Consider the following 24,281-nt stretch of genomic DNA (forward strand, 5'->3'; position numbering starts at 1 on the left):
GCTGAATCTAAGGAATACATGTGATCAAGCGTGTCATTGCGGCTGTTGCTGCACTGTCGCTCGCCGCAATCGGCATCCTTCTCGTCATCAACTACGCCAACCGGGCGGACGAGCGTGCGCTGGCGGATCAGGAGACCGTTGACGTCTTGGTGGCGACGGAGACCATCTCCCAAGGAGCTAGGGCCGACGAGCTGGGGGACACAGTCGAGGTGCGGCAGATCCCTCGTGCCTACGTGGTCCAAGACGCAGTAGAAGCCGTGGAGGACCTAGAGGATCGGGTCACGCAACGGGAGATCCGGGCGGACGAGCAACTGAGCACAGGTCTGTTCGTCCCTGTAGACGAGTTGCGCCGGCAGGGGGCCTTCGTCCTCCCGGAGGAGGCAGAGACCCTCCACCAGCTGACTGTCAACATCCCCAACCCGCGGGCACTGGGAGGCAGCATTGCGGCTGGTGACCTTGTCGGTGTCTTCAGCACCTTCGAGGTGGAGCCACCCAGCGGTTGGACCGTCGATGAGAGTGGTGCCCTCGTCTGGGACGACGAACAGGCGAGCAACCAAGGCGACACCGCCGGCGAGGGTGACGAGGGGGAGCAGGGATCAACGAACTCCGACGACACGATCACGTACACCGACCTGCTGCTGGACAAGGTGCTGGTTGTGCGGGTGGAAGGTGGCTACGTCGCCGCCCAGGAGGATGGCCAGGACGCTGGCGCTGCGGACACGGTCCACGTGACCTTGGCCGTGGAGCCCCAGGACGCTGCCAGAGTCATCTTCGCCATGGAGACCGGAAGCTTGTGGCTGACCTTCGCACCGGAGGACGCTGAGGATGCAGATGTGGACGCGGTGGTCCCGGCACTTCCCTCCCAGGTGATCGGAGTCATCGAATGAGCACCATCATCGTTGCCACCGACTCCCGGAGCCTGTCCCGGTCAATCCGCCTCGCCGGAACCGACGACGAGCTCATGGTGATCACCCGGGATCAGGTCCCCGCCGGCGCAGCGCAACTCCTGGCGCTGGCGGACGATCCCGAAGCTGTGCGTACCGTCATCCTCGACGGTGGCGGTGACGCAGAGACCGAGGGGCGCGTGCTACAGCTCGCTTCCCGGATGCAGCAGTCGCACCCCCAGGTGAGCGTCGTCCTGGTGACGCCGCGGGGTGAGGAGATTGCCCTCCAGGCCCTTCGCAGCGGCGTGCGCGACGTGCTGCCCCCCGAGCCGCCCCTCGAGGACGTCCGGTGGGTCCTTCGTCGAGCCGCAGAGTCAGCCCAGGCCTTCGCCACCGGGCACGCCCCCGGCGACACCTTCACGGGCCGGGTCATCGCTGTCGCCTCGCCCAAGGGCGGCGTGGGCAAGACCACGATCGCCACCCACCTGGCCGCCGCACTGGCCCAGCACTCGCCGACCGGGACAGTGCTGGTGGACCTCGACGTGCAGTTCGGAGATGTCGCAGCCGCGCTAAATCTCGACCCCACTTACACCCTGGGCGACGTGCTCTCCGGCCCGGTCGCCACGGACGCCATCGCCCTGAAGAGCCTGCTGACTCAGCACGAGTCGGGACTCTACGTCCTGCCGGGCGTCCGCAACCCGGCCGAGGCGGACCACATCGGCACCGAGCACATCTCCCGCCTGCTGGGGACGCTCAAGCGGGAGTTCCGCTACGTCATCCTCGACACCGCCCCAGGGCTGCACGAGCAGACGCTCGCGGCGCTCGACCAGGCCACGGACGTCGTGCTGGTCTGCGGCCTGGACGTGCCCAGCGTTCGGGGGATGCGCAAGGAACTGGACCTGCTCCACGAGCTGGACCTCGAGCCGCTGAACATCCACGTCGTCGTGAACATGGCCGACAAGTCTGGAGGGCTCAGCGTGGCCGACGTGGCCGCCACCCTCGGTCGCAAGGTCGACGTGGTCCTGCCGCGCAGCACCAAACTGCTCCGTGCGACGAACGCCGGGGAGCCCCTGGTCATCAGCAATCCACGTGATCCGGTCAGCAAGGACCTCACCGCACTGGCGGGCCGGTTCGCACCCCTCGGCGCGGGAAGTGCCGGCCGCCAGCACCGGGGGCTTTTGAGCCGATGAATCTCAGCGAACGGTTGCGCCGAGCCCAGGCGTCGGGTCCGATGGCAGGGCCCCCGACGGTGGCGGCTGAACCGACATCAGCGCCTCTCGCGCCTCCCGCGGCGGTCGGTGCCCCGCCGCAGACGCCAGCCCCCGAGCCTGTGACGACGCCCCCGGAGGGCCTGAAGGAGGCCCAGCCTCCACCTCGACAGTCGGACGCACTGGCCGGCCTGAAGGCGGACGCCCGGGACCAGCTCTTCACCCGGCTGGGCAACCGGTTGACCGACACCTCCATGGACGAGAAGGCCCTGCGCGCCCTTGTCATGCGCGAGGTGAACGGGCTGGTCAACAGCAGCAGCGTGCCGCTGAGGGCCGAGGAGCGGCGTCGTCTGGTCGCGGAGATCGCGGACGACGTCCTGGGCTACGGCCCGCTGCAGAAGCTTCTCGACGACGATGATGTCACCGAGATCATGGTTAACGGCCATGAGAACGTCTACATCGAGCAGGACGGGCTGCTCCGGCGGGTCGACGTGCAGTTCTCCTCCGACGAGCATCTGCGCCGGGTGATCGAGCGCATCGTCGGGCGGGTCGGGCGCCGGATCGACGAGTCGTCCCCCATGGTGGACGCGCGGCTGGAGGACGGCTCCCGGGTCAACGCGGTGATCTCGCCGCTCGCCGTCTCTGGGGCCACCCTGACGATTCGCAAGTTCGGCAAGGTGCCGCTGCGGGCCGAGGACCTCGTCGCCAGGGGCAGCATGTCCGCGCAGATGGTCCAGCTGCTGCGCGCCTGCGTGGAGGCCAAGCTCAACGTCCTCGTGACGGGCGGCACCGGCACCGGGAAGACCACCCTGCTCAACGTCCTCTCGTCCTTCATCCCCGCCCGAGAGCGCATCGTCACCATCGAGGACGCCGTCGAGCTCCAGCTCCAGCAGGACCACGTGGTCCGGCTCGAGAGCCGGCCCCGCAACATCGAGGGCCAGGGTGAGGTCACCATCCGCGACCTGGTCCGCAACTCGCTCCGGATGCGACCCGACCGGATCATCGTCGGCGAGGTCCGAGGCGGGGAGAGCCTCGACATGCTCCAGGCCATGAACACCGGGCACGAGGGTTCCTTGTCTACCCTGCACGCCAACACCCCTCGCGATGCCATCGCCAGACTGGAGACGATGGTGCTCATGGCCGGTATGGACCTGCCGTTGCGAGCCATCCGCGAGCAGATCGCCTCTGCGGTCGACGTCATCGTGCACCTCAACCGGCTGCGGGACGGCACCCGACGTGTGACCGCTATCACCGAGGTGCAGGGTATGGAGGGTGACATCGTCACCCTCCAGGACGCGTTCGCCTTCGACTACGCCGCCGGGGTGGACCCCAACGGCCGCTTCCTGGGCCACGCCATCCCTACCGGTGTACGTCCACTCTTCACCGACCGGTTCGCCGAGCAGGGCGTGCAGCTGCCCCCGGGCATCTTCGAGGACGTCTTCATCGCTCGAGGTCGACGGTGAGGAGCCGCGGATGGGCGTGAGCCCACTCACCGGCGCGGTGGTGCTGCTGTGGGTCTGGCGGGAGTGGTGATCGCGCTCCTGCTGGCCCTGCCGAACCGCAGGCTGCCGCACGATCGGCGTCGGCATGGGGCAGAGGAGACCTCGGCGGTCACGCGTGCTGCGGGCGTCGCCACCGGTTGGATCGGGAGGCGGCTGGACCAGGGTGGGAGGGGCCGCCGGTGGGCCGATGCTCTCAACCTCGCCGGCATCCGCATGGACGTCGCCGACTTCGTCCTGGTGGTCGGGGCCGCGATGCTTGCCGCCTTCGCCCTCGGGCTCGTGGTGCAAGGTCTGATCCTGGCTGTGCTGCTGGCCGTGGTCACCCTCATCGCCGTCCTGTTCTGGGTGTCGATCCGGGCTGACATGCGTCGGACCCGGTTCGCAGACCAGATCGACGATGTCGTCACATTGCTCGCGAGCAACATGCGGGCGGGGCACTCCCTGGTCCAGGGCCTGCACTTCGTCGCCCAGGAGGTCGAGGACCCGGCCGCCGGGGAGCTGGCTCGCATCGTCAACGAGGCCAGGGTCGGACGTGACCTCAATGCCTCCCTGGCCGAGACCGCCGAGCGGATGGACAGCGACGACTTCCGCTGGATCGGGCAGGCGATCATGATCCACCGACAGGTGGGTGGCAACCTCGCCGAGGTCCTTGACACGGTGGGCGAGACGGTCAGGGAGCGGGGGCAGATCCGGCGGCAGGTGCGGGCACTGGCCGCCGAAGGAAAGCTGTCCGCGATCATCCTCATGGCACTGCCGTTCGTGATGACCGGACTGCTCATCCTGGTCAACCCCACCTACATCGGCGTCCTGGTCCAGTCCACGTTGGGTTGGGCGATGATCTTCGCTGGGGTCATCATGCTCACCCTGGGTGGGCTCTGGCTGCGCAAGGTGATCGAGGTGAAGTTCTGATGGACCCTCGGACGATCCTGCTGATCGGGGCCGGTCTCGTCGGGCTCGCTTTGGTGCTCCTCGTCTACGCGTTCTCCACGAGTGAGGACGCGGTCCGCCGGCGTGCCCTGGCCAACCTCCAGCGGGACGTTCATGCCACGCCCAAGGAGAACCCGTACGCGGCGCCCTCCGGTCCTCTCTACCGCTTGGCTTACGCAGTGACCCCTGCAGGGATGGTCCGGCTGAACGACCGCCTGCTGGCAGGTGCCGGCCGTCCTGCCCGCTGGCCGCTGCACCGCGTGATCGTGACCAAGCTCGTCGCCACCTCCGCTGCCATCGGCTTCTTCGCGCTCCTCCTGTCCGGTGAGCCCAGCACCCGGATGGTCGTCTTTGCCGTTCTGACGACCGCCTTCGTCTGGTTCCTGCCGGAGATCCTTCTCTACAACACCGGGTTGAAGAGGCGGCAGGCCGTCCAGGAAGCTCTGCCGGACACGCTCGACCAGCTGACCATCGCCGTCGAGGCCGGTCTCGGCTTCGAGTCGGCCATCGCCCACGTCGCCCGGGGGAGCAGTGGCCCGCTCGCCGACGAGTTCGTCCGCACCCTGCAGGAGATCCAGGTCGGTGTCCCCCGCAGGGTGGCCTACAAAGGATTGACGGAGCGGGTGGTGGTCGAGGATCTGCGCAGGTTTGTCCGTGCCATCATGCAGGGTGAGGAGCACGGCATCTCCATCGCCAAGGTGCTGTCCACCCAGGCGTCGGAGATGCGGATCAAGCGACGGCAGCGCGCCGAGGAGAAGGCCATGCAGATCCCCGTCAAGGTGGTCTTCCCCCTGATCCTGTTCATTCTTCCCGCCCTGTTCATCGTCGTGATGGGCCCTGGCGCCATCAACATCATCGAGGCCTTCTCGGGCCTCTGACCGGAGAGATCACCATGCTGCTGAGCCCCGAGGACGTCGTCCGTAAGACCTTCAACACCGTGGTGCTTCGCCGCGGTTATGACGCGGACGAGGTCGACGCCTTCCTCGAGGAGGTCGTCCTGGAGCTGCGTCGCCTTCATGGGAAGGTCGACGAGCTCCAGGCCCAGGTGAACACACTCGGAGCTGAGGTGTCCGCCGAAGGAGTCAGCCCGCGGATGCAGCTCGAGCAGCAGCAGTTGGAACAGGTCCGGGCCGAGCGTCGGGACCTGGTCGCCGACATGGCTGCCCTGCAGGAGCGCTACGACAGCCTCCGGGCCGAGGTGAGTGAGTTGGAGGACCGGACGGTCTCGTGACATCGGGCGGTGAGTAGGGTCGGAGCGTGTTCTTCTGGCGCGAGCGGCTCGAGCCCAGCGGTGACGCCTACGGCGTCGAGTGGGCGATCACCGACCGGTCGGGCGGGTCGAGCCAGGGGACGTACGCCGAGCTCAACCTGGGCGGGCACGTGGGTGACCTGCCCCAAGCGGTCGAGACCAACCGGCACCGGCTCGCCCACGAGCTGGGGCTGCGGCTGGGCGACCTGCGGTTCATGGACCAGCAGCACGGCTGCGGTGTCGCGGTGACACCGGGCACCCGCCCGGACGTGCCGGACTTCGGGGGAGACGTGCCCCCGCCCGTGGACGGCATCGTCTCCGGTCGCACCGACGAGGCGCTCGTCGTGCTGGTCGCCGACTGCGTGCCGGTGCTGCTCTTGGACCGCACAGAGGGCCTGGTCGCTGCGGTGCACGCCGGGCGTCCCGGAATGGTCCAGGGTGTCGTCCCGGCCACGGTCGCCCGGCTGCGCGAGCTGGGCGCGAGGGACCTCGAGGCGGTCGTGGGGCCGTCGGTCTGCCCACGCTGCTACGAGGTGCCCGGGGCGATGCGGGACGAGGCCGCCGCGGTCGAGCCGACGTCGGCCTCCGTGACGTGGATGGGGACGCCGGCCATCGACGTCGCCGCCGGCGTCGTCGCCCAGCTCGCCCGCGAGGGTGTCGCCCTGCGGTGGCTGCCGGGGTGCACGCGGGAGCGCGACGACCTGTTCTCGTACCGTCGGGACGGGACCACCGGGCGCTTCGCCGGCGTGGTCCGACTCCTTCCACGAGAAGAGGTGGCCTGATGGATGCGACGAGCGAGCGGCATACCGAGATCGCGGAGCGCCTGCGGGTGGTGCGTGAGCGCATCGAACATGCCTGCACCGGGGCGGGGCGGGAGACCGGTGAGATCGGCCTGGTGGTGGTCACCAAGTTCTTCCCCGCCTCCGACATCGAGCACCTGGTCGACCTCGGGGTCACCGACATCGGGGAGAACAAGGACCAGGAGGCGGGGGCCAAGGTCGCCGAGCTCGGCGCGGACGTCCGCGCGGCGGTCACCGTCCACTTCATCGGGCAGCTGCAGACGAACAAGGCCAACCGGGTGACGCGGTATGCCGACGTCGTCCAGTCCGTGGACCGCGCCCGTCTCGTGACCGCGCTCGACCGCGGGGTGGGCACCGCCCTGGGCAGCGGCGCACGGCATACCCCGCTCGAGGTCACCCTGCAGGTCGACCTCGGCGAGGGGGAGGACCAGGGCCGCGGCGGAGCCCTCCCGGACGACCTGCCGGCGCTGGCCGAGGAGGTCGCCGGCGCCGAGCACCTGCGGCTGCGGGGGCTCATGGCGGTCGCCCCCTTCGGCCTGGACGAGGCCGGCACGCGGGCCGCCTTCGACCGGCTCGCGGCCCTGGGGGAGCGGCTGCGGGCCGACCACCCCGGGGCGAGCTGGCTGTCCGCGGGCATGAGCGGCGACCTCGAGCTGGCGATCGCGGCCGGCACGACACACCTGCGTGTCGGCAGCGCAATCCTCGGATCGCGCCCGCAGCAGCGGTAACGTCGCACACGACCGAAGCACACCCACGGGTCATCCGCCCGTACGCACCAAGGAGCTCGTGACATGGCCGGGGCACTGCGCAAGACCATGGAGTACCTCGGACTCGCCGAGTCCGACGAGCGCGACGACTACTACGACGACTATTCCGACGAGAGCACCGACCGTCGGGCGTCCGCCGCCACCGCCGCTCCCGTGCGGGCGATCCGTGAGGACGACGACGAGCCGCGCTCGGCCGAGGTGGCCCAGCTGCCCACCCGCACCCCTGTCTCCCAGGTCGTTCGCAAGCCGGAGGTCGGCGAGTTGAACCGCATCACCACGATCCACCCCCGCACCTACAACGAGGCCAAGAACATCGGTGAGGCCTTCCGCGGTGGCGTGCCGGTCATCATGAACCTCACCGACATGGACGACGCGGACGCCAAGCGTCTGGTCGACTTCGCCGCCGGTCTCGCCTTCGGTCTCCGCGGCTCCATCGAGCGGGTGACCAGCAAGGTCTTCCTGCTCAGCCCCGAGCACGTGGCAGTCGACTCGGGCTCGCGCGAGCCCGCCCGCTCCGCCGCAGCCCCCTTCAACCAGAGCTGACCCGGCCGGCTCCGAGCCGCCCAGGTTTCCCTCACCCTCCTCACGTACCCTGACCGCATGGTTGGCCAGGTTCTCGCGCTCGTCCTGCAGCTCTACATCTTCGTGCTGATCGCGCGCCTGGTCTTCGACTGGATCCAGGTCTTCGCCCGCGAGTGGCGCCCGCGGGGCCCGATCCTCGTGCTCGCCAACGGCATCTACACGTTGACCGACCCACCGCTCAAGGCGCTGCGCAAGGTCATCCCGCCGCTGCGGATTGGCGGGATCGCCCTGGACCTGGGCTTCATCGTGCTCATCATCGGGGTCGGGATCCTCCAGCGGCTCGCGCTCGCCCTGCCGTTCTGACCAGGGTCGCGGCGGTGCCCGGTGGGGTGCCGGTGCGTTACAGTGACCGTTGCACGAGGCACTTCATCGAGCCTGCCCTGACTCCTGCGGGCAGGGTCCGTGACATCCCTGATCGAGGTGGAACATGGCACTGTCCCCCGAGGACGTGATCAAGAAGAGTTTCAGCGCGACCCATCTGCGCCGAGGCTATGACGAGACCCAGGTGGACGACTTCCTCGACGAGGTAGTCGTCGAGCTGCGCCGTCTGCTGTCCGAGAACGAGGGTCTGCGCACCGACCTCGAGGACTGCCGCGCCAGCAAGGGTCTGAGCAGCGACGACACCGACGCCTACCGCGCCGTCCCCGCGGCGGGTGGCCAGGTGGACGAGGCCGACCTCGCACGCCGTGACGACCTCGCCGCCGAGCTGGAGCAGCTCGAGGCCCAGGTCGAGGCCCGGCGCGCCGAGGCCGAGGCCGTCGAGCAGCAGGCCCAGGAGCGGATCGCCGCCGCCCGCGCGACGGGCGAGGACACCGGGCCGGCCGTCGCCGGTGAGGGCTCCGCCGAGGCCGACGAGCTGCGCAGCCAGCTCGAGGCGTGCCAGAGCGAGCGTGCCCAGCTGGAGCAGCGGCTGGCCGAGGCCGAGGCCCGCGCCCAGCAGGCGATCGAGGCGGCTGAGCGTGCGGCCGCCGAGCGCCAGGACGACGCCGCCCCGGTGGCGGCCTTCGCCGCCGGCGGTGCCGCCGCGGCCGGCCCGAGCGACGACGCCAGCTCGATCATCTCCCTGGCCCAGCGCCTGCACGACCAGCACGTCTCCGAGGGCGAGAGCACCAAGGCGCGGCTGATCGGCGAGGGTGATGAGTACAGGGAGCGCGTCGTCGCCGAGGCCGACGCCCGCCACGAGGAGCTGGTGACCACCGGTCAGCAGACCCACGACCGTCTCGTCTCCGAGGGGCAGGCCCAGCACGACGAGCTGGTCCGGACCGGCCAGGCCCGCCACGACGAGCTCGTGCAGACCGGCCAGGCCCGCCACGACGAGCTGGTCACCACCGGTCAGCAGACCCACGACCGTCTCGTCTCCGAGGGCCAGACCCAGCACGACGAGTTGGTCCGGACCGGCCAGGCCCGCCACGACGAGCTCGTCAGCGAGGGGGAGGGGCGAAGCGCCCAGATGGTCAGCGAGGCCGAGCAGCAGCGCTCGAGCATCCTCGAGGACCTCAGCACCCAGCAGACCAGCCTCAACGGCCGGATCCAGGAGCTGCACACCCAGGAGGTCGACCTGCGCGACCGGCTCCGGGCGTTCCTGTCCGACCAGCTCGCCAAGGTGGACGGCAACCCCGACACCTGAGCCCCAGCAGCACCCGACGGGCGTCCCGGCACCACGTGTGCCGGGGCGCCCGTCCCCGTGTCGCGGCAGGTGACGGTTGTGCAGGCGCGTGACCTGCTCTATTCTTCGGCCACATCCGCAACAGGCGGTTCTCCGGCCACAGGTCGGCACACACGACGAAGGGCGGGCCCGTGGGGACCACCGCGAGCAAGAGGGGCAAGGAGGCGGGACCGCACACCTCCTTGGCCGTCCAGGAGGGCGAGGACCCGTGGACGGCGCAGGAGCTGGAGGAGGTCCGGGCCGAGCTGGAGGCGGACGTGGCCCGGCTCAGCGCCGAGGTCGACCACGCCGAGCACGACCTGGTCGAGCTCATGCGCAGCTACAGCGACGGGGCGGGTGACGACCAGGCTGACGCCGGTGCGGCGACCTGGGAGCGGGAGCACGAGCTGTCGATCACGAACAACGCCCGCGACCTGCTGGGTCAGTCGCGCACGGCGCTGCAGCGGATCGACCGGGGCACCTACGGCGACTGCGACTCCTGCGGGCAGCCGATCGGCAAGATGCGGCTGCAGGCCTTCCCGCGTGCGACGCTATGCATGACATGCAAGCAGAAGCAGGAACGCCGCTGACCCACGCCCCTTCGCGACGCACCGGGCTGGTGCTCGCCCTCGCCGCCGTGTGGCTGGGTCTGGACCAGCTGACCAAGTGGTGGGCCGAGTCTTCCCTGACGCGTGGCGAATCGGTGCCGTTGGTCGGGGAGCTGCTGCAGCTGCACCTGACCTACAACTCGGGCGCAGCCTTCTCCCTGGGCACCGGTATGACGGGGGTGCTCACCGCGGTCGCCACGCTCATCGTGGTCGTCATCGTCTGGCAGGCCTTCCGCACCCGGAGCCTGCCGTGGGCCCTGACCCTGGGGCTGCTGCTCGGTGGTGCCCTGGGCAACCTCGTCGACCGCTACCTGCGCCCGCCGGGGGTCGGCGTGGGCCACGTGGTCGACTTCCTGCGCCTGCCGAACTTCCCCGTCTTCAACCTCGCCGACATCGGGATCACCACGGCCGCCGGCCTCATCATCCTCCTGGCGCTGCGCGGCGTGTCTCCCGACGGCACCACCGAGGGTGACCCCCGACCGGCCGCGGACGCCGAGCTGGAGCCGACCCCGGAGGAGCGACCGTGAGCGACTCCCGCTTCCTCCCCGTCCCCGAGGGGCTCGAGGGTGAGCGTGTCGACGCCGCCCTGGCCCGCCTGCTGGGCCTGTCCCGCTCCAAGGCCGCCGACCTCGCGGCCCAGGGGCTGGTCCACCTGGACGGCAAGACCGTCGGCAAGTCCGACCGGGTCAGCGCCGGGTCGATGCTCGACGTCGAGCTGGCGCCCCAGGGGCCGCCGGCCGGCCTGGAGGTGGTCGCCGAGCCGGTGGAGGGGATGCGGATCGTCCACGACGACACCGAGATCGTCGTCGTCGACAAGCCGGCCTTCGTCGCCGCCCACCCCAGCGTCGGCTGGTCCGGCCCGACCGTCGTCGGCGGCCTCGCCGGCGTGGGCTACCGCATCTCCACCTCCGGCGCGCCCGAGCGCCAGGGGATCGTCCAGCGGCTCGACGTCGGGACCAGCGGCCTGATGGTCGTGGCGAAGTCCGAGCGGGCCTACACCGTCTCAAGCAGGCCTTCCGCGACCGGGCCGTGGACAAGACCTACCACGCCCTCGTCCAGGGGCTCCCCGACCCGCACGAGGGCACCATCGACGCCCCCATCGGCCGCCACCCCGGGCACGACTACCGCTTCGCCGTCCGCAAGGAGGGCCGGCCGAGCATCACGCACTACGAGCTGCTCGAGGCCCACCGCTCGGCCAGCCTCCTGCAGATCCACCTGGAGACCGGCCGCACCCACCAGATCCGGGTGCACTTCTCCGCGCTGCGCCACCCGTGCGTCGGCGACCTCACCTACGGCGCCGACCCGACGCTGGCCAAGCGGCTCGGCCTGCAGCGGCAGTGGCTCCACGCCACCAGGCTCGGCTTCGAGCACCCCGGCAGCGGGGAGCACATCACGTTCGAGTCCCCATACCCCTCGGACCTGCAGCACGCCCTGGACGTCATCCGAGGCTGAAGGCCCCCGCGAGGCGCCCAGCCACCCAGGGACAGGCCGAGGGGCCGGCGCCTGTGGCGCCGACCCCTCCGCCGCAGCCTCAGGGCTGAGCGTGCGTGCCGGTGAAGACGAGGAACTCCCCGCTGTGGGGGGCGCCGAGGTTGGTGCCCTCGGACCCGCTGTAGCTCGTCAGCAGAGCCCCGTCCTGGTAGACGAGCAGCTCCCACGTGCCGGTGTTGGCGTCGTTGCAGTCGTTGAAGTTGGCGATCTCGATGGTGTAGCTGCCGGTGGGGGCCATGCCCACGGGCCAGAAGACGTTCTCCACGCCGCCGGGCTCCGGGTCGGCGACGCAGGTCCCGACGTTGTCGTCCCGGTCGAGCTCGCCACCGGTGGCGGACGTGCGGTCGCCCCACCAGAGGCGCTCGCCGCTCGGCTCGACGATGTGCAGGTCGAGGTCGTCGCCGCTTTCCCAGATCAGGGTGAAGCGCAGCTCGCCCTCCCCGACGATGAGGTCGGCACCGTCGCAGTTCTGGTCGATGCCGTCGTTGGGGATCTCGACCGCGCCGGGGTTGATGGTCGGGTCGGTGTCGTCGCAGTCCTCCGAGGCCGGGTAGCCGTCACCGTCGGCGTCCGGGTCGCAGTCTGGGGCCTCGAGGTCGAAGCGCTTGCCGTAGCCCGGGCCGTCCCCGGACCTGTTGTTGCCGGCCTTGACCCAGATGGTGTCGAGCGTGCCGTCCGGGTCGCTCACCGTCCAGGTGGTGACGTCGTCCTCCATCTCCGTCTTGACGTTGACGCCGTCGTCCCCGACGACCACGTTGGAGATGTCCTTCTCGGAGGTGATGACCCACGACCCGGTCTCGCAGTCGTAGGTGACGTCGATCCACCCCGTGGGTGCGGCGGTGGCGACGGTGCCGGTGAGACCCATCAGCCCGATGGTCACGAGCGGGACGAGGGTGAGTGTGGTCCTGCGCATCTGCCTGCTCCTTGCTCCCCGTGGGAGTCCGCCGGCTGCGTCTCCCTACGTCACGAACGTAGGGGCGGGGGCCTTGCTCGCGATATGCGCAGTGGTGCGTACTCCGCAGGGATGAGGTGCCGGCGGCACCCGGCCCGCTACTGGGCGCGGTTGGCCACCACGTCGACGAAGACCTGCGGCAGCTCGCTCGGGTCGCGCAGCACCAGGGTCTCGCCACCGGCCGCCTCGGCGAGTCGCTGGAGGGCCTGCTCGTCGACGTCCGGGCCCATCCCGATGAGGACGACGTTGACGGGGGAGTCGGTCGACGCCCTCGCCTCGGCGAGCAGGCCGACCACCTCGTCCTCGGTGAGCCCGCCGGTCGAGTCGTCGTTGACGCCGTCGGTGAGCAGCAGCACCGAGCTGATCGAGTCCTGCGTCTGCTGGGTCTGCATGGCCTGGTATGCCGCCCACAGCGCGTCGTGCAGGCCGGTGTCACCGGCGAGCGTCTCCGGTCCGAGGTCCTCGGTGACCGACAGCAGGAGCTCCTTCTGGGTCCCCCCGTCCACCTCCGCCTCGAGCGGCCGCAGCGGCACCTGCTCGGCGTGGTCGGCCTGGCCGTCGAGGGCGGTGGCGAAGTACCACAGCCCCATCGTCGTCTGCTCGGGGATGACCGAGACCGCGGTCTGCACGGCCGTGCGCGCCAGGTCGATGCGGGTGGTCCCCTCGATCTCGGCCTCCATCGAGCCGGAGATGTCGACCACCGTGAGGATGCGGGACTCGGGGGCCACGGCGGCCCACGTGTCGGCCGTCGCGGTTACGTCGTCGGCGGAGGGGTCGGAGGCGGACGAGGCGAGGCCGTCCGGGGCCCCTGCCACGTCGGGGGCGGCGCCGTCCCGACCGGCGCGCAGACCCAGCTCGGCGAGATCGGGGAGGGCGGCGTCCGAGCGAAGCTCCTGCTCCAGGGCGGCCACCGCCTCGGGCGAGCCGGCGCCGTCGGCGGTGACGAACGGCATACGCACGACCCCGGCGCCGTCGGCCAGCGTCAGGCCCTGCAGCTCACCGCCGTCGGCCTGCGCGAGCTGCTGCTCGGTGACCGGCACGACGGTGCTCGGGTCGGCCTGGACGGCCGAGAGGGGGTCGCCCTGCACGGCGGTCTGTGCGAGCCGCACCAGGGCCTCGCGCGAGGCGTCGCTCTCCGCGGCCCAACCACCCTCCTGCCCGCGTGTGCCGGACAGCAGCGCCATCGAGGCCGCGTCCACCCGCGGGTCGCCCATCCGCAGCACGAAGGGTGCGTCACCGGCGGCGGCGAGCTCGCGGTAAGTGCTGGTGAGCTCGGCGAACGAGCTGTCACCGGTGATGCCGGCGGACTCGAGCACCGGCAGCGTCTCCGGCGCGGTGACGAGCAGGACGGGGGAGGAGGCCACCGGCTCACCCACCTCGAGGTCCACCCCGTCGCCGGTCGCGAGCTGAGACCAGGCCGCCGAGCCCGGCACCCACACGTCGGGGGTCTCGCCGTCGCGCAGGGCGGTCGTCGCGCGGGTCGTCTCCCGCTCCTCCACCTCGAAGGCGAAGCAGTCCGTGGCGGCGCGGTCCGCGGCGCTCTCGACCGCGGTCACGATCTCCGGCGCGGCCCAGACCGTGACGGGGGAGCAGTCCGGCGGATCCGTGGTGACCACGGTGTCGTCGGTCGCGGGAGCCTCCGTCGTGACGTCGGCCTGGTCGTCGGTGGGCGCCGGTGCGGCCACGTCGTCGCCGTCGTCCCCGCGGGTGAGGAAGAAGACCGCGGCCCCGACGAGCGCGAGCAGGAGCAGCACGACCGCACCAATGAGCGCAGGGGGCCGACCGGGACCGGTGTCTCGACTGTGCATGGGCACGCTCGCAAGGTATCGCACCGGTCGGACATCTCGGCGGCGGGACGTGCAAGGTGCCTCGTGGTGGGGCGCCACACCAGCCGGACCCGCACACTGGACCGGTGAGATCTCGTCTGAAGGACTGGCTGATCGGGGCCTTCGCGATGCTCGTGGTTCTGGTAGCCGCGGTCGCCGCCCTGTGGTGGGTCGCGACCACGCCGCCGGAGGAGGCCGGCCCGCCCGCCGGGACGAGCAGGCTCGAGCCGGCGACGGGCGAGCCGACGCCGCCGGCCGACCTCGACGCGGAGAGCGTCTGGCTGGGTGACGTCGACCTCGAGGCCAGCACCGTCGTGCTGCCGGACTCCCCTCTCCAGGACGTGATCGCCACCGGGGTCGGGGTGCTCTCCGGGCCGGAGGGGTTGGTCGCCGACCGGGTGGAGCTGACCGCGACGGTGCCGTTCCAGGTCATCGAGGCCGAGCTCGGCGGCGACACCGAGCTGCGGGCGGGTGAGGACGGTCAGGTCGTGGTGGCCCGGTCGGTCGAGGTGCTGGGGCGGCAGCTGAGCGTCGTGGCGACCGGGACCGTCGAGGCCCGGGACGGTCTCCTGGTGTCACGGCCGGCGTCGATCGACCTGGGCGGCCCCGACGTGCTCTCGCGGGGGACCGCGGCGCTGGTCAACCGCTACGTCACCATCGAGCACGCCATCGAGGGGCTGCCCGAGGGCCTCGTCCTGGTGGGCGTGGCCGTGCAGGACGACGGCTTCCGCGCCGACCTGGAGGGTGAGGACATCGTCCTGGTCCCCGGCGGGGGGTCCTGAGACACCGCAGTCCCGGTGGCTCCGGCCCCCTGAGCAGGGAGGTCTCGACGCCCGACCACCGGCACGGCATACCTGTCAGACCGGCGATCTAGGATCGGTCCCGATGTCAGCCCCCTCCAGCCCCGGTCAGAGCTTCGTGCACCTGCACAACCACACCGAGTACTCCATGCTCGACGGTGCAGCCCGCATCACGGAGATGTTCGAGACTGCCGCCGAGCAGGGGATGCCGGCGATCGCGATGACCGACCACGGCTTCATCTTCGGGGCCTACGAGTTCTGGAAGACGGCGCAGAAGTTCGACGTCAAGCCGATCATCGGCCTGGAGGCCTACGTCACACCCGGCACCCACCGCACCGACAAGACCCGGGTGAAGTACGGCGACGGCGGCCGCGACGACGTCTCCGGCGGTGGTGCCTACACCCACATGACGCTGCTGGCCCGGAACAACAACGGGATGCACAACCTCTTCCGGCTCGGCTCGCTCGCCTCGATGGAGGGCTACTACTTCAAGCCGCGGATGGACCGCGAGCTGCTGGAGACCTACGGCCAGGGCCTCATCGCCACGACCGGCTGCCCGTCGGGCGAGATCCAGACCCGGCTGCGGCTCGGTCAGTGGGACAAGGCGGTCCAGTACGCCTCCGACATGCGCGACATCTTCGGTGCGGAGAACTACTACCTCGAGCTGATGGACCACGGCATCGGGATCGAGCGGGTCGTCCGGCAGGACCTGCTCAAGCTGGCCAAGGAGCTCTCGCTGCCGCTGCTGGCCACCAACGACCTGCACTACACCAAGCAGGAGGACGCCGTCGCCCACGCGGCCCTGCTGTGCGTGCAGTCCGGCTCGACGATGCAGGACCCGAACCGGTTCAAGTTCGACGGCGACGGCTACTACCTCAAGTCCGCCGCGGAGATGCGGGAGATCTGGCGCGAGCTGCCGGAGGCCTGCGACAACACCCTGGTCGTGGCCGAGCGCTGCGAGGTCTCCTTCACCGAGGGGGAGGGGCGCTACATGCCCCGCTTCCCGGTGCCCGAGGGCGAGGACGAGACCAGCTGGTTCGTCAAGGAGGTCGAGGCCGGGCTGCAGCGGCGCTTCCCCGAGGGGGTGCCCGACTACGCCCGCAAGCAGGCGGCCTACGAGACCGAGGTCATCGTCGGGAAGGGCTACCCGGGGTACTTCCTCGTCGTCGCCGACTTCATCAACTGGGCCAAGCGCAACGGCATCCGCGTCGGCCCGGGTCGTGGGTCCGGCGCCGGCTCGATGTGCGCCTACGCCATGGGGATCACCGACCTCGACCCGATCCCGCACGGCCTGATCTTCGAGCGCTTCCTCAACCCCGAGCGCAAGTCGATGCCCGACTTCGACGTCGACTTCGACGACCGGCGACGCGCCGAGGTCATCCGTTACGTCACCGAGAAGTACGGCGACGACCGGGTCGCGATGATCGTCACCTACGGCACCATCAAGGCCAAGCAGGCCCTCAAGGACGCCTCCCGCGTCATGGGCTTCCCCTTCGCCATGGGGGAGCGGCTCACCAAGGCGATGCCGCCGGACGTCATGGGCAAGGGCATCTCGCTCTCGGGCATCCAGGACCCGACGGACAAGAGGTATGCCGAGGCCGTCGAGTTCCGCGAGCTGCTCGCCGAGGACGAGCACGCCGGGGAGGTCTACGAGACGGCCAAGGGCCTGGAGGGCCTGAAGCGGCAGTGGGGCGTGCACGCCGCGGGCGTCATCATGTCCAGCGAGCCGCTCATCGACCTCATCCCGATCATGCGCCGGGACCAGGACGGGCAGATCATCACCCAGTTCGACTACCCGACGTGCGAGGCGCTCGGGCTGGTCAAGATGGACTTCCTGGGCCTGCGCAACCTGACCGTCCTGGACGACGCCATCGTCAACATCCGGGAGAACCGCGGCGAGGAGATCGACCTCGACGAGCTGTCCAAGGACATGACCGACCCCGCCACCTACGAGCTGCTCGGCCGCGGCGACACCCTCGGCGTCTTCCAGCTCGACGGCAACGGCATGCGCCAGCTGCTGCGCCTCATGCGCCCCGACAACTTCGAGGACATCTCCGCGGCGCTCGCGCTCTACCGCCCCGGCCCGATGGGCGTCAACGCCCACACCAACTTCGCCCTGCGCAAGAACGGCCAGCAGGAGGTCGTCCCGCTGGACCCGCAGCTCAAGGGCAAGCTGCAGCCGGAGATGGAGGCGGCGCTCGACCCGATCCTGGGAGTCACGCACGGTTTGGTGATCTACCAGGAGCAGGTGATGGAGATCGCCCAGAAGCTGGCGGGCTACACGCTGGGCAACGCGGACCTGCTGCGCCGGGCGATGGGCAAGAAGAAGAAGGAGGTGCTCGACGCCGAGTACGTCCCCTTCTCAGAGGGCATGAAGGCCAACGGCTACAACGAGGCCTCGGTCGCCGCGCTGTGGGGCGTGCTCGTCCCCTTCTCCGACTACGCCTTCAACAAGGCGCACACGGCGGCCTACGGCGTCATCTCCTACTGGACCGGCTACCTCAAGGCCAACTACCCGGCTGAGTACATGGCCGCACTGCTCACCAGCGTCGGCGACGACAAGGACAAGACCGCCCTCTATCTCGCCGAGTGCCGGCGGCTGCGCATCCCCGTCCTGCCGCCGGACGTCAACCAGTCGGTGGCCAACTTCGCCGCCGTCGGCGACGACATCCGCTTCGGGCTGGCGGCGGTCCGCAACGTCGGCCACAACGTCGTCGACGCGATCTGCCGCACCCGCGCTGAGAAGGGGGCCTTCACCTCCTTCGAGGACTTCCTGCGCAAGTGCCCGGCGGTGGTCTGCAACAAGCGCACCATCGAGTCGCTCATCAAGGCCGGCGCCTTCGACAGCCTCGACCACCCGCGCCAGGGTCTGGTCAGCATCCACGAGCGCTACGTCGACGCCCTCGTGGACGAGAAGAAGCAGGAGGCGATCGGCCAGGACAGCCTTTTCTCCGGTTTCGGCTTCGGCGACGACGGCGGGGCCGACGAGAGCATGCAGATCGTCACCCTCCCGCCCGTGCCGGCGATGGAGTGGGAGAAGGCGGCGCGGCTCGCCTTCGAGCGGGAGATGCTGGGGCTCTACGTCTCCGACCACCCGCTCAACGGCATCGAGCACGTCCTGTCCCAGCACGCGAGCGCCTCCATCCTGGAGATGGTCGGCGACGAGGGCGTCAAGGACGGCGACTTCGTCGCGGTGGCCGGTCTGCTGACCAACCTGCAGCTCAAGCGCACCAAGAACGGCGACCCCTACGCCCGCGCCAGCATCGAGGACATGGCCGGGTCGGTCGACGTGGTCTTCTGGCCGAAGACCTACATGACGATCTCGACGATGCTCGCCGAGGACACCGTCGTCGTGGTCAAGGGCCGGCTCAAGAAGGGCGACGACGGCGCCGAGCTCATGGCCAACGAGATGACCCTGCCGGAGATCCGGCAGGGCCCCCGCGGCCCGGTGGTGCTCAACCTGCCGCTGGCCCGGGCCACCGACGGCCTCGCGCACCGTCTGAAGGGCGTGCTTGCCAACCACCCGGGCACCACCGACGTGCACGTCAAGCTCACCCAGCCCGGCCGGACGGTGCTGCTGCGGCTCGACGACACGCTGCGGGTCACCGCCTCGCCCGAGCTCTTCGGCGAGCTGAAGGCGCTGCTCGGGCCGACCTGCATCGCGGGGTGACGTGGGCTGAGCCAGCCACGACCGCACCCGGGACGGAGCACCCCATACCTGCGGGTAGCGTGGGGCGGGTGACAGCACAGACCTCCCGACCCGCCCCGCCCGCCGCCGCCCGTCGCGACATCGTCCGCAGCCACCACGGCGAGGACGTCACCGACTCCTACGAGTGGCTGCGCGACAAGACGGACCCGGAGGTCCTGGCCCACCTGGAGGCGGAGAACGCCTACACCGACGCGGTCACGGCCCACCTCGAGGGCCTGCGCGGCGACATCTTCGCCGAGATCAAGGGGCGCACCCAGGAGACCGACCTGTCGGTCCCGGTCCGCCACCGCGACTGGTGGTACTACACGCGCACCATCGAGGGTCAGCAGTACGCCGTCCACGGCCGCATCGCGGTGGGCGAGAGCCCGGAGCGGCCCGAGCTCGACCCTGCGGGCGCCCCCGAGGGCGAGCAGGTGCTGCTGGACGGCAACGCCGAGGCGGAGGGCCAGGAGTTCTTCTCCCTGGGCGCCTTCGACGTCAGCCCCGCGGGTGACCGCCTCGCCTACGCCGTCGACCTGTCCGGGGACGAGCGCTTCGACCTGAGGATCAAGGACCTGACGACCGGCGAGGTCGTCGACGAGTCGGTGACCGGGATCGGCTACGGGACCGCATGGTCCGCCGACGGCCTCCACCTGTTCTACACCCGCGTGGACGACGCCTGGCGCCCCCACCAGGTGTGGCGGCACGAGATCGGGGCGCCCGCCGACGGCGACGTGCTGGTCTACCAGGAGGACGACGAGCGCTTCTGGATGGGCGTCGGCACCTCGCGCGACGACAAGCACGTCGTCATCGGCCTCGGCAGCAAGAACACCTCGGAGTTCCGCCTGCTGGACGCGGACGACCCGACCGGCGACTTCCGCGTCGTCGCCCCCCGCGAGGAGGGTGTCGAGTATGAGGTGGAGCCGGCGGGCGACCGCCTCTGGATCGTGCACAACCGGGCGCACCGCGACTTCGAGCTCGCCGTCGCGCCGATCGGCGCCACCTCGTCGGAGGAGTGGACGACTGTCCTGCCCGGCGAGGAGGGCGTGCGCGTCAGCGGCGTCGACGCCTTCGCCGGGCACCTCGCGGTCTCGCTGCGCCGCGACGGCCTGACCCAGGTGCAGGTGCTGCCGCTGTCCGCCGACGGGCGCGCGATCGGCAGCGGCTACCAGGTGCCGGTCGAGGAGGAGGTCTACTCGATCGAGACCGGCTCCAACCCGACCTACGAGACCGACACCCTCCAGGTGCTCGTCGAGTCGCTGGTCACCCCGCGCAGCGTCTACGACCTGGACCTCGCCAGCGGCGAGCTCACCCTCGTCAAGCAGCAGCCCGTGCTGGGCGGCTTCGACCCGGCCGACTACCAGCAGCACCGGCTGTGGGCCACCGCCGAGGACGGCACGCGCATCCCGATCTCGCTGGTCGCCCGCAAGGGGGTCGAGGCCGACGGCACCAACCCCGGCCTGCTCTACGGCTACGGCTCCTACGAGATCTCCATCGACCCGTACTTCTCCGTGGCCCGCCTGTCCTACCTCGACCGTGGCGTCGTCTACGCGATCGCGCACATCCGCGGCGGGGGCGAGATGGGCCGTGGCTGGTACGAGTCCGGCCGGATGGAGCACAAGCGCAACACCTTCACCGACTTCGTCGCCGCCGCCGACCACCTCGTCGAGACCGGCTGGGTCGCGGCGGACCGGCTCGCGGCCGAGGGCCGCTCGGCCGGCGGGCTGCTCATGGGTGCGGTGCTCAACCTCGCCCCCGAGCGCTTCCGGGTCGTGCACGCCGGCGTCGCCTTCGTCGACGCGCTCACGACGATCCTCGACCCGACGCTCCCGCTGACCGTGGGGGAGTGGGAGGAGTGGGGCAACCCGGTGGAGTCCGCCGAGATCTACCAACTCATGCGCTCCTACACCCCCTACGAGAACATCCGCGCCGTCGACTACCCGGCCATCCTGGCCACCACCGGCCTCAACGACACCCGGGTCTTCTTCGTCGAGCCCGCCAAGTGGGTCGCGCGGCTGCGCGAGACCGTCACCAGCGACCAGGCCGAGCGCCCGATCCTGCTCAAGACCGAGATGGTCGCCGGCCACGGCGGCAAGACGGGCCGGTATGACGCGTGGAAAGAGACGGCCTTCGAGGTCGCCTTCATGCTCGACCAGCTGGGCGCCACCGAGGTCCTGGAGCCCTGAGGAGGCGGGCGCGTATGCCCCTGCCGCGCCCGCCGCGGCCACCGCCCCCGCGTGCGGCTGAGCGGCATGGCATACCCGCCACCGCCACCGCCCCCTCGTGCGCTCGCGCGGCACGGCATACCCGCCGCCGCCACCCGGACCCTCACCCAGCTCTGCGCCGGTTCGTCATCCTCGAGCCGGTTCGAGCCGGCTCGAAGATGACAGTCCGGCTCGGAGTGCTGGACGGCGCTGACAGTCCGGCTCGGAGTCGGGCCCGAAGGAGATGGGCGGCCCCCTGCACACCCGAGCGCCGGACCACGGTGCGCCGCCGGGGCCGGGCGCGGGCGTGACGGTCAGGCCGTGACGATGACCTTCAGCGCGTGCTCGTCGGCGGCGCGGGAGAAGGTGTCGTAGGCCTCCTCCCACTCGTCGAAGGTGAACCGGTGGGTGACGAACTTCTCCGGGGCGACCTTGCCCGCCGTGATGTCCGCGAGGAGCTGCTCGGTCGTGGTGGCGTTGACCAGGCCGGTCGTGATGGTGATGTTGTTGATCCAGTCACGCTCGATCGGGAAGCTCACCGGAGCGCCGTGCACGCCGACGTTGGCGACGTGCCCGCCGGGGCGGATCGCGTCCAGGCAGGTCTGGAAGGTCGCGGGGATGCCGACGGCCTCGATCGCCACGTCCACGCCGGCGCCGCCGCGACCCATCGCGCGGATCTGCTCCAGCGCGTCAGGGCCGGCCTCCACCGTGTCCGTCGCACCGAAGTCGCGCGCCGCCTCGAGGCGGAACTTGTTGCCGTCGACCGCGATGACCTTGGCGGCCCCGGAGGAGGCGGCGGTCATGATGGCGGCCAGGCCCACGGGGCCCGAGCCGACGACCGCGACGACGTCGCCCTCCTTGACCGCGCCGTACTGCACACCGATCTCGAAGCCGGTCGGCAGGATGTCGGAGAGCATGGTGCCCTGCTCGGCGGTGACGCCCTCCGGCAGCGGGATGAGCCCGTTGTCGGCGAACGGTACGCGCACAAATTCCGCCTGGGTGCCGTCGATGAGGTGCCCGAAGATCCAGCCGATGCCGCCGAGGGTCTGGCAGTGCGAGGTCAGCCCCTCCGTGCAGTAGTCGCACTCCATGCACTTGCTGATGCAGGAGATGATCACCCGGTCGCCGACCTTGACCTTCGTGCAGGCCTCGCCGACCTCGGTGACCACGCCGACGCCCTCGTGCCCCAGGATGCGCCCGTCGGTCACCGCCGGCACGTCGCCCTTGAGGATGTGCAGGTCCGTCCCGCAGATGGTGGTGGTCTCGACCTTGACGATCGCATCCGTCGGGTCCTGCAGCACCGGGTCGGGCACCTCCTCCCACGTCGCCTTGCCCGGACCGTGGTAGACCATCGCCCTCATGACGGATCCTCTCCTCCTGGCGGCGGGCCGCGGTCGGCGGGGGATCCTGCGGCCATCGGCGCCCGCGCTGCCACCCCCCATCCTACGCTGCGTAGTAACTCTCGTGCAGGGTCCCGGGTGCCGTGCCAGAATCGGGCGATGACGTGCCTCTTCTGCCGGATCGTCGCTGGGCAGGAGCATGCGGAGGTGGTGCTCGAGACCGGTACGGCGCTCGCCTTCCTCGACACCCGGCCCGTGTTCAAGGGCCACACGCTGGTGGTGCCGCGGAACCACATACCCACGCTGACCGAGGTGCCCGACGACCAGCTGGCACCGTTGCTCGCCGCCGCCCGCACCCTCGCGGGGGCCATGAAGGACGCCCTCGGCGCGCAGGGCAGCTTCGTGGCGATGAACAACACGGTGAGCCAGTCGGTGCCCCACCTGCACGTCCACGTGGTGCCGCGGACCAAGGGCGACGGGCTGCGGGGCTTCTTCTGGCCCCGGGTCCGGTATGCCGAGGGTGAGGCCGCCGGGTATGCCGCCCGCCTGCGTGCGGCGGTGGGGACGGGATGAGGGGCGACCCGGACCGGCGGCGCGACCCCCAGCTGTGGCTGCGCCGGGCCCGGCCCCGCACCCGGCTCATCCGGGCCGTGCGGCGGGTGCGCCGGAACGCCCCGCACCTGCTGCTCGCCGCGGCCGCCGCCGGCCTGGCCTACCTGCTGGCGAGCCTCGCCTTCGGCTCCGAGCACGCCGTCTTCGCCCCGATCGCGGCGGTCGTGGCCGTCGGGCTGTCCGCGGGGCAGCGCCTGGTCCGCGCCGTGGAGATCAGCCTCGGCGTGGTCCTGGGCCTCGTCTTCGCCGACCTGCTGACCCGCGTCATCGGGGCGGGGACCTGGCAGCTCATGCTGGCGGTGCTGCTGGCCATGTCCGCCGCCGTCGCGCTGCGGGCCAGCTCGCTCATGGCCAACCAGGCCGCGGTCGCCGGCGTCTTCGTCATGGTCCTCGTGCCGCTGCAGGACACCCCCTCGCTGGTGCGTCTCGCCGACGCCGTCATCGGTGGGGTCGTCGCCATCGTGCTCAACGCCCTGCTCGCCCCGGACCCGCACCGGGTGGCCCTCACCACGGCCGAGCAGCTCCTCGACCGGCTCGCCGCGGCCTACCGGGAGCTGGCCCGGGCGCTGGAGGAGGAGCGGCTGGAGATCGCGACCCGGGCCGTCGACGGGCTGGAGACGCTGGAGACCGTCGGGCGCGACCTCGACACCTCGCTGGAGGCGACCAAGGAGCGGATCACCTTCGGCCAGGCCAGCACCCGCCACGCCCAGCGGCGCCGCCTGCGCGCGATGCTGCAGCTCGCCTCCCGGTCGGGGGTCATGGTGATCAGCGCGCGGTCGACCGCCCGCGCGGTGTCGACCCTGGCGCGGCACCGCAGCCACCCCGACCCCGCGCTCGTGACCGGGCTGGAGCAGCTCGCCCAGGCGGTGCTCGAGCTGCGGAGGTGGGTCGGCGGGGGTGCGCGGATGGAGGTCGTCCGGGAGGCGGCGCTGCGGGCGGCCGTCACCGCGTCCAAGGCCCTGCGCCCCACGCCCGGCGTCGGTCCGGCGGCCCCGGCCGAGCAGGCGCTGGCCTGGCAGCTGCGGGCCTCAGCGGTCGACGTGCTGAGGGTGGTCGGGCTGTCCTACGCCGCGGCCGTCGCCGCCCTGGAGGAGGCCGCCGGACGGGTCGACAGGCCGATGCAGGAGTGAGCGTCGACCGTCCCCGGAAGGAGGCTGCGCCGCCGACCGTTTCGGCGTAGCCTCGCAGGAAGCCGC

At 70.8% G+C, this 24,281-nt stretch carries 21 protein-coding genes and 1 pseudogene; 19 read left to right on the forward strand and 3 right to left on the reverse strand.

Features of this window, described 5'->3' with window-relative positions:
* The first annotated feature begins 20 nt into the window (after window positions 1-20).
* The 14 genes and pseudogenes from cpaB to E3Z34_RS05900 all read left to right on the forward strand — a co-directional run bounded on the left by cpaB (window position 21) and on the right by E3Z34_RS05900 (window position 11,624).
* Window positions 21-887, forward strand: a complete 867-nt coding sequence (gene cpaB, locus E3Z34_RS05835) for a Flp pilus assembly protein CpaB (protein WP_134772846.1) — start codon at window positions 21-23, stop codon at window positions 885-887.
* Window positions 884-2,074 carry a CpaE/TadZ family protein gene (locus E3Z34_RS05840; protein WP_134772847.1) on the forward strand — a complete coding sequence of 397 codons (1,191 nt, stop codon included), beginning with the start codon at window positions 884-886 and terminating at the stop codon, window positions 2,072-2,074. Before cpaB ends, E3Z34_RS05840 begins: the two co-directional genes overlap by 4 nt.
* Window positions 2,071-3,555 (forward strand): TadA family conjugal transfer-associated ATPase, encoded by a 1,485-nt coding sequence (locus E3Z34_RS05845; RefSeq protein ID WP_134772848.1) that lies wholly within the window; start codon window positions 2,071-2,073, stop codon window positions 3,553-3,555. The genes E3Z34_RS05840 and E3Z34_RS05845 overlap by 4 nt, the downstream gene beginning before the upstream one ends.
* Before the next feature lie 48 nt (window positions 3,556-3,603).
* Window positions 3,604-4,503 carry a type II secretion system F family protein gene (locus tag E3Z34_RS05850; protein ID WP_134772849.1) on the forward strand — a complete coding sequence of 300 codons (900 nt, stop codon included), beginning with the start codon at window positions 3,604-3,606 and terminating at the stop codon, window positions 4,501-4,503.
* Window positions 4,503-5,399, forward strand: a complete 897-nt coding sequence (locus tag E3Z34_RS05855; protein ID WP_134772850.1) for a type II secretion system F family protein — start codon at window positions 4,503-4,505, stop codon at window positions 5,397-5,399. The genes E3Z34_RS05850 and E3Z34_RS05855 overlap by 1 nt, the downstream gene beginning before the upstream one ends.
* Before the next feature lie 14 nt (window positions 5,400-5,413).
* Window positions 5,414-5,752 carry a DivIVA domain-containing protein gene (locus E3Z34_RS05860; RefSeq protein ID WP_134772851.1) on the forward strand — a complete coding sequence of 113 codons (339 nt, stop codon included), beginning with the start codon at window positions 5,414-5,416 and terminating at the stop codon, window positions 5,750-5,752.
* Window positions 5,753-5,778: 26 nt separating this feature from the next.
* Complete coding sequence (locus E3Z34_RS05865; protein WP_134772852.1) at window positions 5,779-6,552, forward strand: purine nucleoside phosphorylase YfiH/LACC1 family protein; 774 nt, start codon at window positions 5,779-5,781, stop codon at window positions 6,550-6,552.
* Window positions 6,552-7,298: a YggS family pyridoxal phosphate-dependent enzyme gene (locus tag E3Z34_RS05870; protein WP_134772853.1), complete on the forward strand. Its 747-nt coding sequence runs from the start codon at window positions 6,552-6,554 to the stop codon at window positions 7,296-7,298. Before E3Z34_RS05865 ends, E3Z34_RS05870 begins: the two co-directional genes overlap by 1 nt.
* A 63-nt stretch (window positions 7,299-7,361) precedes the next feature.
* Window positions 7,362-7,880 (forward strand): cell division protein SepF, encoded by a 519-nt coding sequence (locus E3Z34_RS05875; protein WP_134772854.1) that lies wholly within the window; start codon window positions 7,362-7,364, stop codon window positions 7,878-7,880.
* Between the two features lie 57 nt (window positions 7,881-7,937).
* Window positions 7,938-8,222 carry a YggT family protein gene (locus tag E3Z34_RS05880; protein ID WP_134772855.1) on the forward strand — a complete coding sequence of 95 codons (285 nt, stop codon included), beginning with the start codon at window positions 7,938-7,940 and terminating at the stop codon, window positions 8,220-8,222.
* A 124-nt stretch (window positions 8,223-8,346) separates the two neighbouring features.
* A complete protein-coding gene (locus tag E3Z34_RS19395) occupies window positions 8,347-9,546 on the forward strand; it encodes a DivIVA domain-containing protein (protein ID WP_134772856.1) in 1,200 nt (399 codons plus the stop codon).
* 170 nt (window positions 9,547-9,716) lie between these two features.
* Entirely contained in the window at window positions 9,717-10,154 is a 438-nt protein-coding gene (locus E3Z34_RS05890; protein WP_202977031.1) for a TraR/DksA family transcriptional regulator, read from the forward strand.
* Window positions 10,127-10,699, forward strand: a complete 573-nt coding sequence (gene lspA / locus E3Z34_RS05895) for a signal peptidase II (protein ID WP_202977032.1) — start codon at window positions 10,127-10,129, stop codon at window positions 10,697-10,699. Before E3Z34_RS05890 ends, lspA begins: the two co-directional genes overlap by 28 nt.
* A pseudogene (locus E3Z34_RS05900) lies at window positions 10,696-11,624 on the forward strand (RluA family pseudouridine synthase). Before lspA ends, E3Z34_RS05900 begins: the two are co-directional and overlap by 4 nt.
* Before the next feature lie 79 nt (window positions 11,625-11,703).
* On the opposite strand, the gene E3Z34_RS05905 reads toward E3Z34_RS05900, so the two are convergent.
* Both E3Z34_RS05905 and E3Z34_RS05910 read right to left on the reverse strand, forming a co-directional pair.
* Window positions 11,704-12,576 carry a putative metal-binding motif-containing protein gene (locus E3Z34_RS05905; protein WP_134772858.1) on the reverse strand — a complete coding sequence of 291 codons (873 nt, stop codon included), beginning with the start codon at window positions 12,574-12,576 and terminating at the stop codon, window positions 11,704-11,706.
* 137 nt (window positions 12,577-12,713) lie between these two features.
* The gene (locus tag E3Z34_RS05910; RefSeq protein ID WP_158288613.1) at window positions 12,714-14,369 is read right to left on the reverse strand and encodes a substrate-binding domain-containing protein; all 1,656 of its coding nucleotides are present in this window, start codon (window positions 14,367-14,369) and stop codon (window positions 12,714-12,716) included.
* 158 nt (window positions 14,370-14,527) lie between these two features.
* On the opposite strand from E3Z34_RS05910, the gene E3Z34_RS05915 reads away from it, so the two are divergent.
* The 3 genes from E3Z34_RS05915 (at window position 14,528) to E3Z34_RS05925 (ending at window position 21,115) form a co-directional block, all read left to right on the forward strand.
* Window positions 14,528-15,223, forward strand: a complete 696-nt coding sequence (locus E3Z34_RS05915) for a DUF2993 domain-containing protein (RefSeq protein WP_238695377.1) — start codon at window positions 14,528-14,530, stop codon at window positions 15,221-15,223.
* 103 nt (window positions 15,224-15,326) lie between these two features.
* Window positions 15,327-18,911, forward strand: coding sequence for a DNA polymerase III subunit alpha (dnaE, locus tag E3Z34_RS05920; protein WP_134772860.1), 3,585 nt, complete (start codon window positions 15,327-15,329; stop codon window positions 18,909-18,911).
* Window positions 18,912-18,979: 68 nt separating this feature from the next.
* Complete coding sequence (locus E3Z34_RS05925) at window positions 18,980-21,115, forward strand: S9 family peptidase (RefSeq protein WP_134772861.1); 2,136 nt, start codon at window positions 18,980-18,982, stop codon at window positions 21,113-21,115.
* A 332-nt stretch (window positions 21,116-21,447) separates the two neighbouring features.
* Here the strand turns inward: E3Z34_RS05925 and E3Z34_RS05930 are convergent, their stop codons facing one another.
* A complete protein-coding gene (locus tag E3Z34_RS05930) occupies window positions 21,448-22,494 on the reverse strand; it encodes a zinc-dependent alcohol dehydrogenase family protein (protein WP_134772862.1) in 1,047 nt (348 codons plus the stop codon).
* Between the two features lie 138 nt (window positions 22,495-22,632).
* Here E3Z34_RS05930 and E3Z34_RS05935 point away from each other — a divergent pair, with 138 nt between their 5' ends.
* Together E3Z34_RS05935 and E3Z34_RS05940 are read left to right on the forward strand one after the other, a co-directional pair.
* Entirely contained in the window at window positions 22,633-23,046 is a 414-nt protein-coding gene (locus E3Z34_RS05935) for an HIT family protein (protein ID WP_134772863.1), read from the forward strand.
* Window positions 23,043-24,215, forward strand: coding sequence for an FUSC family protein (locus E3Z34_RS05940; protein WP_134772864.1), 1,173 nt, complete (start codon window positions 23,043-23,045; stop codon window positions 24,213-24,215). Before E3Z34_RS05935 ends, E3Z34_RS05940 begins: the two co-directional genes overlap by 4 nt.
* Window positions 24,216-24,281: the final 66 nt, after the last annotated feature.

It is taken from the genome of Ornithinimicrobium flavum (assembly GCF_004526345.1).
In the GTDB taxonomy this organism is placed as follows: Bacteria; Actinomycetota; Actinomycetes; order Actinomycetales; family Dermatophilaceae; genus Ornithinicoccus; species Ornithinicoccus flavus.